Below are 7,884 nucleotides of genomic sequence, written 5' to 3'. Positions count from 1 at the left end.
GCCTTAGTCAGACAACTCCATCGTTGTGAGTTCATGGACGCGGCCGAGAATGTGGTGCTGATCGGAGGTCCGGGAACAGGGAAATCGCATGTTGCAACCGCCCTTGGCATTCAGGCCATCGAGCATCACCGTAAGCGCGTCCGCTTCTTCTCGACGGTTGAACTGGTCAACGCACTGGAGCAGGAAAAGGCCCAAGGCAAGGCCGGGAAGATCGCTGAGGCGCTGGTCAAAACCGACTTGGTGATCCTGGATGAGCTGGGATATCTGCCGTTCAGCGCCTCCGGCGGCGCGTTGCTCTTCCATCTTCTGAGCAAGCTGTATGAACGCACCAGCGTCATCATCACCACCAACCTGAGCTTCAGTGAATGGGCCAGCGTCTTTGGCGATGCCAAAATGACCACAGCACTGCTCGATCGTCTCACACATCGCTGCCACATCCTCGAGACCGGCAATGACAGCTACCGCTTCAAGGCCAGCTCCGAAACAGCGAAGAAAAAGCGAAAGGAGGCAACAGCATTGACGCCATCATAACCAGCAGATCATAACGGCTGGGTGGGTCAGATCTCGATGAAAATGCCGGGTCAGTTCTCAATGACAATCAACACTGCCGGGCGTCTTCGTGTTCTTCGCGGGTAATCTTACGGGTATCTGCATTCGGGCAACACTTGAGTTTTGAGGGGCAGGCTTGGCACGTCAACTTTAGGGCCTGATATTTGGCGACACCCTTGCCGTCTGGTCCACGGTTCGGGTCAGAGTAGTTGCGGCGGAATTGCTTGAGCGCCTCACCTTCCGGGCAGAAGTATTGGTTGTTTTCAGCGTCCCACTCAAAATCTGCCCGGCTCCAGGTTCCATCGGCGCGCCCAGACTTGTCCCCTCCCGGCAGATTGCTATGCAATCGCCTGCCGGGCAATGGAAGACGGGAATGTGCGGCGCAATTTTGCGATCCACAAGCCAGCCAAGCATTGGCCCAGACCCGTAAGCGGTATCTGCTATGATACGTTCAGGATGCAGATCAAACTTGTTTTTGACCCGATCCAGCATCGTGCGTACCGACCCTACTTCCGCCTGCCGAATTGACCTTGTTGTCTCCAAATCCACGATCACGCTGTGATCTGTGTCGATCAGATAATTCGTGGAATACGCAAAGAATGCAGGGCCCTTACGGGCTGCAGTCCATTGGCTGGCTGGGTCGGAATGCTATGTGAACTTCGGTTCAACCGTTGTGGCTGCGCCAAAGGCAGCGTCATCCAGAACCTCAAGATACTCGCGCACAGCACGCGGCGCATCTGCTGGGGTAATTGCCTCTGCGTCCCAGTTTTCTTTGGGCGTTGAGTTTTGCTTTTTGGCATCGGCCCCCCTCTCTGCAGATTGCTACGCAATCGCCTGCCGGGCAATGGATCAGGCTTGCATCCGCTGCAAAGCGCTGGCCGCTGACCAGCCCTTCGGCAATGCACCGAGCCACGGTCGTCTCGAACAAGTGACGCAGCAGATCGCTGTCGCGGAAACGACCCCTCTCGGCATTTGCATTGCAATTGCCTGCCGGGCAACGCATGACGGTTCTTGGAGAAAGACGAATGGCCTGGCACACGGTCGGTCAAATCGAGACGGCAAAACCAGCGATAGGCGAGGTTCAGATGGACCTCTTCACACAGACGTCGCTCTGAACGAATGCCGAGGCAATAACCGAACAACAACACCCGGATCAGAAGTTCAGGATCAATCCCCTCTCATGCATTTTCAATGCATTGCCGGGCAATGGAATGGCGGCCCGTGGTGCTGTAAAATGGGGCCAGATACTGGCGGATGCCAGACAGGTCGACGAAGCGAACAATGGATCGCAGCAAAAGATCCTGAGGGACGTGATCATCTATTGAGAACTCGCAAAACAACGCGCCTTGCGCCTCTTGCTTTGGCCCCAACATCGCAATCCCTCCCGTTAACAAGGACAACTGAATCAGCCGAAAGGCCCCAAATCAAGAAGAATTTTTCAACGAAATACGCCTTTCGTGCGGATCATCGCTCCCAATCTTTTTCCGCTTCGCGCCCCACACTGCCTAACAATTCTCGTTCAGCCCTATTCGCCTCGCTCAAGGTCAGCCCAATCGCCACATGCAATTTAGCTGCAGAAATAACCGCCTTGGCGATCCACTTCCGTTGCTGTACATCCTCGAAATTCCCAGCCAGCGCGTCAGTCTGCCCGGCAGCTAGTTCTTTCATAAATCCTGCTCCATACCTTTGTCGCAACTCATCCGCGAACCGTTCAGCATGGGCATCGCTCCTGAACTCGACCTTTCCATCCGCCTGCATGATGCGCCCCATCGACTCGAGGGCTCGCAACAACCGGTCATTTTCAGGCAACCCTTCATGTATTCGTGCCTGGTCAATCAACTTGGCGGCTGTGGCGTAGAAGCCTTCAAGATCTTTGACCACCTTCCGGCTTTGATCCGGCGACCGAAGGTCAGCGCGGCGTCTTCCGGATAGTGTCATCAAGTCACTGCGCACCCAGTCACGTTCTTCCCAAGCGTTGGCCGCACCCGCCTCCAACCGATCAGCTATGCGATCGCCACTGAGACCCAAGGCCACTGCTTTGGCGACGATGCCTGCTTTCAACTGATCTGCGGCGCCGGGCAGCAAATCAACGACCTCCCTGCCCCGTGTCAGTTGATCCCCATTGATGCCCGTCGCGTAAAGTGTGGACTGCGGGAACATCTGCAAAAGTTGCGCTCCACGGGCGTCGCCCAAACCCTTCACGATGTCGATGGCATAGCCATAAAGCTCATCGCGCATTTCTTTGCGCTCAGTGACAGGCATCTTCCGGATCTTGGCCTCAGTCTCCGCCATCCATCCGCTGAAATGCCGGTCCAGATCGGCGCGATCGCTCGTAGCCGCCTCAACCGGGAAAGGTTGTAACACGCCACCCCGCCGCAACGCATCTTCCGCCTTGGCAATCTTCTCACCGATCTCGGGCAAGCCCGTCAACGCCGCCACATGTTGCAAACTGCGCATCGCATCCGCTGTACGTTCCATCGTTGCCAGCGCCTCTTCCAGCGACCTGCCCTCGCGTGGCCGTTCCTCAGGTGCCCGACCCTCAACTCGCGCCCGCTCGATCTCTGCCCGCGATGGCCCGTAGCTCAGCAGCCCCCGCTCAGCCCGCGACGTGGCATCCAAAAATACGCCTTCTTCCGCTGCAATCGCCACCATACGTTGCTTCATCACCTCGAGATTGAACGCATGCTCTTTGGCCATGTAAAACCAAGTGTCGTTTACTGTGCCGCGATTGTTGATGACCATGTGGACATGCGGATGCGCCTTGTCAGTGTGAAGTGCCGCGACATAGGACCAGACATCATCCTGATGCTCCCCCGACTGAAACATCTCAAAGGCCCAGGTCTCGGCGATCAGCTTTGCCTTCTCGGGCCGAACATGGGACGGAAAACTCATCAGCAGATGCGTCGTGTGGCCGTTCTTTGGCGACCCACGCCAATCCTCGACCCAATCGCCCACGATGTCGCGCCGCTCATCCTTACTCAGCCCCTTGGAATCTGCATCCAGCAGAACCCCATTGCCGAAGATTGAAGCCGACTTGGAAAACAGATAATCCATCTGCGCCGTTAACTCCTTGGCATTGGCCGTGCCACCCTTGCCGATCTTCTTCAGCACCGCCGCATTCGACCCCAGTGCAAACCGCCAGAGCTGGTTCGCTCGCGATGAAAAGCTAAACCCACGCTTTGCGGGTGATGAAGGACCAGTCTTCACCCTGCCCTGCTTTGGGCGCAAAAAATCCAACTCGCCCAAAACGGCTGCCGCCAAACTGGTCGGGCGCGCGCGAACCTTAACCATGGCGCACCCCTTGGGCTTCCGCAAATTTCCGGAACAGGGCGACGCCTTGGCGCCGTCGTTCGGCAATGATCTGGTTCAGGGTCTTCGCCACAGACGGCAATGACCGACGCAACTCATCCACCGAAGCCCATTGCGCCCGCACCATCGGAGCTCGACCCCGGTTCGCGGCTAAGGCGATCTGGTTAACATTGGTGCCGATCTTGCCCAGCTCGTAGCGGATTTCTTCCAGCCGCGCGCTGTCCTCCCGGCTGAACTCCAAAAAGCCGGCGGCCATTCGCACGATGGACCGCACCCCATCCGATCGGGATTTTGCCCCAAGCTGGGTACAAAGCGCGTCGAAGGCATGGAGTTCTTCAGCAGGCAGACGGCAACTGATGACCTGGCCTGAGCCCTCTGCGCTCGGACGGCCCCTTCGAGGCCCATCAAGCGGCTCGGACGACGTTGAGTCGCGTTTAATGGCAATGGCCGGTTTTAATTTCACCTTAGGTCGCGTTTCACCAGAAAGAGATTTTATCATTAATACCATCGCCGAATTATTGTAGACATATCGCATTTCCTGCCACCTTTCTTATTCCTTCTCCTTCGTAATAATCAAGCACAATCATTGCGCGAATTATGCACTTGCAGATTGTGCTGACCTTGGGTAACTCACTCGCCACCGAATGCGTTTCGCTGATCGCTGAACGCACAAGGTGAGACCGGGAAGATCCACCCCAGCCATTTGGCAGGCAGTGGGTTTTCCTTGAAAGAAATGACGTAAAGCCTTGTTTTATTGGTAATGCGAACTCCGCTAGTCAGTGTCGTGAGTTCGGAGAAAGGATGTGTGCGATGCGTCTTGTGGCATCAGTGTTGCGTGTTAGGGATTCAGATTTCCGATATACGCATTGCGCGATCAGATAAAAGACATACGCATCCAGTAATCAGATTTAGGATTAAAGACATACGCCTTGCGCAATAAGATTTGCGCGAGCTGATTTCTGATATCCGCAATTAGCGTTCAGATTAAAGTGATGTGATTTAGGATAAAAGATTTGAGTGTTCGTCATTCAGAATAATGACATCTGTAATATGAGGAAGGTGGTATGGGTTACGGTATACGTGTTGTGTTGGTGATGAACCGCAAAGGGGGATCGGGCAAGAGTACGCTCTGCCGCGCTCTTGCCTCTGCGGCTGCGGCACGGGGTGAGACGGTTACGATCTTCGACACCGACAGCTCGCGCTCTTGTCTGACATGGATGCAGGCGGGGCAAGAGGCAGGTAACTGGTCTCCACTGGTCGAAGTGATCCACACGCTGGACGCCCACCGTGTGGTCGAGGCGATTGACCAGATCTACGAGCAGCACGATCAAGAGCATCTGATCGTGATCGACACGTTCGGAGGTGGATCAGAAGCGCAGGACGTTCTGGCTGTTGCCGCGCACCGGATTATCTGCCCCATGATGTTGTCGCGCGGCGATCTGAGTGAAACGAGGGAGACTGCCAGTTGGTATCTCAAGCTGCGTGGGAGGGTTGAAAAGCCGGATGCGCTTGCAGGGTTTTCGGTAACGCTCAGCCGTGTGCCAGTGCGGGTATCAGAGACAGAGCGCGCTGTCGCAGAGGAGTTGTTTCAATCTCTACCCGCCCTTGAGTCCTATCTGGCAAACCGCAGCGCTTACGTTCGGATGGACAAGGAAGGGCTCCTTGGGGTTATTGCGGACAAGACGCCAAACCGCGCGCTTGCCGTGCACGTCCAAAATGCCGTGAAGGAGGCCGGGGAACTTCTAGATGAGATCGACCAGCTAATCCTTGCACCGGCGGAGGTCGCATAATGGCGCAGCGCAAAGACATGATGCGGATCATCCGGCAAGACGCAGGGTTTTCGGCAAAGCTCGGGTTTGGCGCGGTGACTACGGCCAGTAAGCTTGTCGAAGAGCCAAAGCTGGAGCTTCCGACTTCGGTTGAAGCAGCGGCGGCACCAAAATCCGGGGCTGTCGCAGTCACAAAAATCGCGCGGCGACCATGCAATACTGAGGGCGGACCCGGAGAGCGGCACATTGAGGCACCTGCAGAACTCCGGAAAGAGAGAACAGGTCCATTGGCTCAGCAAAACGCCGATGCAAAGCCATCTGACCCCACGGCGGGATCTGCCGCGCGCGGACAAGTCGTTTATGTCGCTGTCTCGCTTACGACACGCCAGGCACATTTGGCCGAGGCTTGGGCAATGGCTGCGCGCTGCAGCGTGCAATTTCTCATCCGCCGTGTCGCCCAAGGTCTGCGCGAACAAGTCTTTGACGACTGGGAGAGCGATGGGATGCCAGACGTCGGTGAGACACGCGGTACGCGCGGGAAGCACCCGACAAGCGTGACGCTAACCCTGCGGCCGCAGTTCGCAGTAGACCTGACAGCAAAGCACGATCCACTTGGGGTGCTTGGTTTGGCACGGGTCATGGGCCCAGCCTTTCGCGCACGGTTTCAAGAGGCTTTCGATCTCGCCTTGGCCAAGGCGAATATTCAGACAACAATCGAGGGAGATGAGAAATGATGGACCAAGAAGCTGCGACCCTCGAGTGCGTCATGCCCCCATCCGAGATTGATGTCGGCAAGCCCGTCGAATGGATGGTCGATCCGGATCAACGTGAGAAGATTCTCGGGGTGACCTATGAATTCAGTCTGACCGGCGAGCGCAAAACCGTTTGGTATACGGCCAACAAACGGCGGGCGAAGGCGTTCGTAACTCTGACGGTGTTGAATTAATCCTAATGCAGGGGCAGGCTTCCTGCCCCACAGCATTTCTTGGACTTCTTGCCCGATCCGCAAGGGCATGAGTCATTCCGTCCCACCTTGGTGCCGACAACTGGCGCAGCGCTCATATTTGCGGCCAAGGGGAAACCCTGTGGCAAACCCGGCGCGCGAGATTTCGCGAAACGGTTCAAGTCCTCGACCAATTCTGGGATCAGATCCGGGGCATCTTTCACCAGCTTGGACGCCTTGGCCTTCTTGCTTTCTGCAAAGCTCATCGCAATCCGGCCCAGCTCTTCGATCTTTTCGAGGGCCGTTCGCGCCCGCGCATCGCCATTCCGCTCAATTGCTTTCCATGCCTCTGGCCGCAACTGCATTGCCGCCAAAAACCCATGCATCCAGAATTCCCAAAGGATATCGCCATTGCGGCGATCTTCGTCCATTACAGGGAAGTAGTCGCCAGACGTCATCAGCAGGGAGGCGACACAGTTATAATGCGCCATGATCAAATCAAGAATGGCTTGCATCTCTGAAAGGCTCTCAAACTCTGGCGGACCGCCCGGCCCCCAGACTTTGGCAAGCCAGACCGAGGGCGGGATCAGTTCCGGGCAAGTGATCAGCCCCGCGCAAAACCCGTCAAACTCCGTGAGGATCATCGGATCGTTCTCTTCGGGCAAGGCCATCAAGGCCGCATCAAGAAGATCAAGGTTTTTATTACTGTGCCAGGTCAAAACGTATATCCTTTACGCTGTTTGGCCCGCGCAAGTTTCATCAGCGCATTGACCGCCTGACCTTCGTCAGAATGGGTTTCGACCAACACCTGGCCCCGCGATCCAATTCGGCCCCATTCCCGCACAAGGCTGGCCTTGCCGAAGAGATCACTCCGGATCGCCATGCGGTAATAGCGCCGCATGTTCCGTGCAGGATCTATCCTGCGCAAATGCAGCAGAAGAGGGAAGGCTTCGAACTGATCAGACGAAACGGTCATGGCCACCTTGAATAAGATTGCGCCAAGTCTAGCAGGCGGATTCTCTGTCTGACAGCCTGGAGTTTGTAGGCGAAGACGATTTCTGGCTGTGTTCTAGCCCGGCAGGTTTCCCCGCCGGGCTTTGGGGGAGGCCCCGTTCGTTAGAACGGGATCTCGTCGTCGCGGTCGACCAGCTCAGGGTCTTGACCTTCGGTGGTTTTCGGGCGGCTGAGGAAGTCGACCTTCTCTGCGATGATCTCACAGCCGTAGCGGTCGGTGCCGGTAGCGTCGGTCCATTTGGTATAGTGGATGCGGCCGTGGACCAGAACCTTCATGCCCTTTGCGCAATGCTCGGCGAC

General features: G+C 56.4%; 9 protein-coding genes and 1 pseudogene. 4 read left to right on the top strand and 6 right to left on the bottom strand.

What is annotated here, in order from left to right; all coding sequences use genetic code 11:
• The coding region (gene istB / locus AKU79_RS01090) for an IS21-like element helper ATPase IstB (RefSeq protein WP_050521751.1) at positions 1-531 on the top strand (531 nt) is incomplete at its 5' end.
• 73 nt (positions 532-604) lie between these two features.
• Here the strand turns inward: istB and AKU79_RS18775 are convergent.
• From AKU79_RS18775 to mobC, 3 genes and pseudogenes are all read right to left on the bottom strand, one after another.
• A pseudogene (locus AKU79_RS18775) lies at positions 605-1,922 on the bottom strand (transposase); the annotation flags it as partial.
• Between the two features lie 91 nt (positions 1,923-2,013).
• The gene (locus AKU79_RS01085; RefSeq protein WP_050521750.1) at positions 2,014-3,840 is read right to left on the bottom strand and encodes a relaxase/mobilization nuclease domain-containing protein; all 1,827 of its coding nucleotides are present in this window, start codon (positions 3,838-3,840) and stop codon (positions 2,014-2,016) included.
• A complete protein-coding gene (mobC, locus tag AKU79_RS19115) occupies positions 3,833-4,393 on the bottom strand; it encodes a plasmid mobilization relaxosome protein MobC (protein ID WP_231580070.1) in 561 nt (186 codons plus the stop codon). Before mobC ends, AKU79_RS01085 begins: the two co-directional genes overlap by 8 nt.
• A gap of 529 nt (positions 4,394-4,922) precedes the next feature.
• Here mobC and AKU79_RS01075 point away from each other — a divergent pair.
• Genes AKU79_RS01075 through AKU79_RS01065 form a run of 3 tightly spaced genes read left to right on the top strand, consistent with a single transcriptional unit; the run spans position 4,923 to position 6,573 of the window.
• Positions 4,923-5,648, top strand: coding sequence for a nucleotide-binding protein (locus AKU79_RS01075; protein ID WP_050521748.1), 726 nt, complete (start codon positions 4,923-4,925; stop codon positions 5,646-5,648).
• Positions 5,648-6,361, top strand: a complete 714-nt coding sequence (locus AKU79_RS01070; RefSeq protein ID WP_050521747.1) for a hypothetical protein — start codon at positions 5,648-5,650, stop codon at positions 6,359-6,361. The genes AKU79_RS01075 and AKU79_RS01070 overlap by 1 nt, the downstream gene beginning before the upstream one ends.
• A complete protein-coding gene (locus AKU79_RS01065) occupies positions 6,358-6,573 on the top strand; it encodes a hypothetical protein (RefSeq protein ID WP_156209368.1) in 216 nt (71 codons plus the stop codon). Before AKU79_RS01070 ends, AKU79_RS01065 begins: the two co-directional genes overlap by 4 nt.
• A 2-nt stretch (positions 6,574-6,575) precedes the next feature.
• Here the strand turns inward: AKU79_RS01065 and AKU79_RS01060 are convergent, their stop codons facing one another.
• The 3 genes from AKU79_RS01060 to AKU79_RS01050 all read right to left on the bottom strand — a co-directional run.
• Complete coding sequence (locus AKU79_RS01060; RefSeq protein WP_050521745.1) at positions 6,576-7,289, bottom strand: YecA/YgfB family protein; 714 nt, start codon at positions 7,287-7,289, stop codon at positions 6,576-6,578.
• Entirely contained in the window at positions 7,286-7,546 is a 261-nt protein-coding gene (locus AKU79_RS01055) for a WGR domain-containing protein (protein WP_050521744.1), read from the bottom strand. Before AKU79_RS01055 ends, AKU79_RS01060 begins: the two co-directional genes overlap by 4 nt.
• Before the next feature lie 140 nt (positions 7,547-7,686).
• On the bottom strand, positions 7,687-7,884 hold a 198-nt coding region (locus tag AKU79_RS01050; protein ID WP_156209367.1), incomplete at its 5' end, for a single-stranded DNA-binding protein.

It is taken from the genome of Pseudorhodobacter wandonensis (assembly GCF_001202035.1).
Lineage (GTDB): Bacteria > Pseudomonadota > Alphaproteobacteria > Rhodobacterales > Rhodobacteraceae > Pseudorhodobacter > Pseudorhodobacter wandonensis.
The sequence above is the reverse complement of the archived record's forward strand: the minus strand, read 5'-3'. Positions and strand labels throughout refer to the sequence as shown.

Bases quoted from the DNA above. Each gene is read 5' to 3' on its own strand.
- AKU79_RS01085 (WP_050521750.1), bottom strand. From the start codon at position 3,840: ATGGTTAAGGTTCGCGCGCGCCCGACCAGTTTGGCGGCAGCCGTTTTG.
- mobC (WP_231580070.1), bottom strand. From the start codon at position 4,393: ATGCGATATGTCTACAATAATTCGGCGATGGTATTAATGATAAAATCT.
- AKU79_RS01075 (WP_050521748.1), top strand. From the start codon at position 4,923: ATGGGTTACGGTATACGTGTTGTGTTGGTGATGAACCGCAAAGGGGGA.
- AKU79_RS01070 (WP_050521747.1), top strand. From the start codon at position 5,648: ATGGCGCAGCGCAAAGACATGATGCGGATCATCCGGCAAGACGCAGGG.
- AKU79_RS01065 (WP_156209368.1), top strand. From the start codon at position 6,358: ATGATGGACCAAGAAGCTGCGACCCTCGAGTGCGTCATGCCCCCATCC.
- AKU79_RS01055 (WP_050521744.1), bottom strand. From the start codon at position 7,546: ATGACCGTTTCGTCTGATCAGTTCGAAGCCTTCCCTCTTCTGCTGCAT.